General features: G+C 45.8%; 2 protein-coding genes. Both read right to left on the reverse strand.

Annotated elements, in window-relative coordinates:
• A partial coding sequence (locus AB4232_RS21850; RefSeq protein ID WP_372088003.1) for an alginate lyase family protein occupies nt 1-703 on the reverse strand: 703 nt, incomplete at its 3' end.
• Nucleotides 704-705: 2 nt separating this feature from the next.
• Nucleotides 706-2904, reverse strand: coding sequence for a heparinase II/III family protein (locus tag AB4232_RS21855; RefSeq protein WP_372088004.1), 2199 nt, complete (start codon nt 2902-2904; stop codon nt 706-708).
• Nucleotides 2905-2954 lie beyond the last annotated feature (50 nt).

Consider the following 2954-nt stretch of genomic DNA (forward strand, 5'->3'; position numbering starts at 1 on the left):
AACGGTGGTAGTAAGGACCTTCCATGTAGTAGCCGTCTGGCGAAAACAGTTGGTCAAGTTGCGCTAAGAAACCGCCGCTTACTTTGTCGAGTTTCAGGCCGTAAAGCGCTTTGTCTACTGACTCTTGATCGTTGATTGCGTAACCACAGATACCGACTGCAGCCACTGCCCATAAACCGTGGTTGTGTACGATATCGAAGTCGTGTGCGTAAGTAACAACAAACATTTCGATCATTTGCTTAAGAAGATCGTCTTCGATCAGACGCTTTTGCTCTTCAGAAATGGTGTGGTAAATACAGCTGTACGCACAAGAAGCGTAAAGCATCCACATGTTTTCGTTCAACGTTTGGTGGAACAGCTTACCCGGAGGGTTAGAGTCACGGCTTACGTTGCTTTCAAGTGTTGGGTACACCGTCGCGTACGCTGTTAGCATATCAACGATGTAATCACGGTACTTTGTTTCCTCAGTGATAAGGAACAAACGGCCCGCTAGATCCATATGGATGTAGTTTTGCTTGTGACGGTTGTGCTCGTAACCGCCGCCTTCACCGTGACCTGGTACTTCAATGCCAACTTCCGCCATGTAAGCGTCAGTTTGTTTAATGTCGCGAGTCAGTGCGTTACCTAAAAGGCTATCCTTGCCAAGTTCTTTACGAAGCTCTGCTGCTTCCTCAAAGTTAAGTAAAAGTGGTTGATAGCTCATTATTATTTCCCCTGCTCTGCTGTGCTTGCTAATTCTGGGTTTAAAATTGTTTCTACTGAGTAGAAGCCTGTCCAGCTGTATACTTTACCGTTCAGTTCTACTTTGTGTTCAGTGCTCTCAGTCGCGCCAAGTTGGTTGCTGATCATCACTGTCACATTTGACTTCTCTGTGGTGATTTCGACGACTGAACCGACGTTTGTATGCGCTACAACCTTGATGTCTTTCACAACGCCGCGAGCATTTACTGATTGTTCGAACTCTTCGTTAAAGTAACCGTGCGTTTCTAGAACAGAAGCGAACAGTGTTGTTTCGCCTTTGCTACGTAAAATGAATGCAGGCTCTGAACGTAGGTTGAAGCTTGGATCGTTAGCACCAGTGCGAGTAAAGACAACTTCAGCATTGTCGTTAGACGTTGCGCCTAGCCAAGTGTAGTACGTGTTGTTTTGTAGCCAGCTCACAAGTGCTGTGCCCTTCACTTCACCACTTGCCACGTTCCATAAGTGTTGATAACCGAAATCGCTGCCTAGCGTGTTTAACTCTTTGTTTGCTTGGTATTCAAAGTTAGTGCGAACAATCTGACCTGCATATTGGTGTGAGTAGTCGTATTGGTGCTCGCCTTCGCCGCCTTTTGTAGAGTCTAAGCGGTAAAGGTCTAACAATAGCGGAGATTCAAGCTCTTCAAGGTTTAACATGAACACGCTGCGTTGCATGTCAAAACCTTGGTAGTGATCGTTAGCAAATGCACTCATGCCGTTGATTTTCTCGTCTTCTACTTTAAAGAAGTGAGGCAAGCCGTGTACTGAGTCTGCACGCTCAACGTCAAAGTTATTCTGACATTTTTCATCAATGGTTACTGCATTATGAGCAATCGTTTGACGTGCGTAAGATTTGTTTTCATCTAGGTAACGACCGCCGAATTTTGGCTCAACGTTCACCCAACGGCAGAAGCCGTATTCACGTAGCACTTCTTGACCTCGGTTGAAGAAAGAAATACCCAGCGTATCGAAGTTGCCGTGACCCATGCCGTGTTGGCCGTAGTTCATCACTAACTGAGAAACGTCGCCTTTCTTATCCTGCATGCGGATAAAACCTTGCGCGCCGTTGTGACCTTCAGGGCCTTCGTTCAATTCAACACTTGGCCAGAAAGGCATGCCGATTTCTTTTTCAGCAGAAGCCGCTTCGTATGCTTTAGATAACTCAAGAGCACATGGGTGCATCCATACTGCGTCTTGAATCTTCGCCATACCAAGAATGTTTTGGTCAACACCCTCAGCTGAAGAGTAGTGCTTACTGTAAACACTGACTGCAACCTGAACACCCATGTCTGTGATACCCATTGTACGAGAAGCATCATTCAGAGCCGGGAACTCACCGTTCGGATAAGCCGTCGCAAGCATGGCTTGTACCGTGTTACCAATCACGCCGCCTTTGTAGTTGTAAATATCAACTTCAGGCATATGACGGTGAATGACTTCAGCGAAAACACATGTTGGGCGAATCGCGTAACGGTGGTAGTAAGGACCTTCCATGTAATAACCAGAAGGTGCAAACAGCTGAGAAATTTGAGCTAGAAAGCCGCCAGTATCGTTACGGTCGATGCCGTACACTGACATTTCAAGGTACTCGCGCTTGCCTAGAGCAAGACCACAGATACCCACAGCGGCTACTGCCCAAATACCGTGGTTGTGAATGCGGTCGAAGTCGTGTGCGTATTTAACCGTAAACATTTCTAGCATTGGTTCGAAAATGCGCGATTCAATGTTGTCACGCTGCTCTTGTGTCAGTGTTGAAGCAACACAAGAGTAAGCCAAACTTGAGAACATTAACCAGCAGTGTTCGTTCAAGATTTGGTGGAACAAACGACCTGTAGGGTTAGTGTTTTTCTGTACGTGGTAATCAAACGTTAGATATTTGTCTGCGTATTCTTCTAGTAGTTCTGTAACAAAGTCAGCGTACTTTTGCTCTTTAGTGATCAAGAACATGCGACCAGCTAAGTTCATGTACGTGTAGTTTTGCTTATGGCGGTTATGCTCGTAACCACCCGCTTCTCCGTGACCAGGAACATCAATAGGTAAGCACATGAACGCTTCTAGGTCTTTCGCGTTCGCTGCAATGGTTTTGCCCATTAAGCTAGAACGGCCCACTTCAAGGTGAAGTTGCTCTATTTCTGCTTCAGTCAACAATACTGGTTTAGTCGTCATATTCTTTGTCACCCTCAATAAAGAGTTTATCGGTTTAAACCGATAAACTC

Source organism: Vibrio sp. 10N.286.46.A8 (assembly GCF_041470165.1).
GTDB lineage: Bacteria > Pseudomonadota > Gammaproteobacteria > Enterobacterales > Vibrionaceae > Vibrio > Vibrio tasmaniensis_A.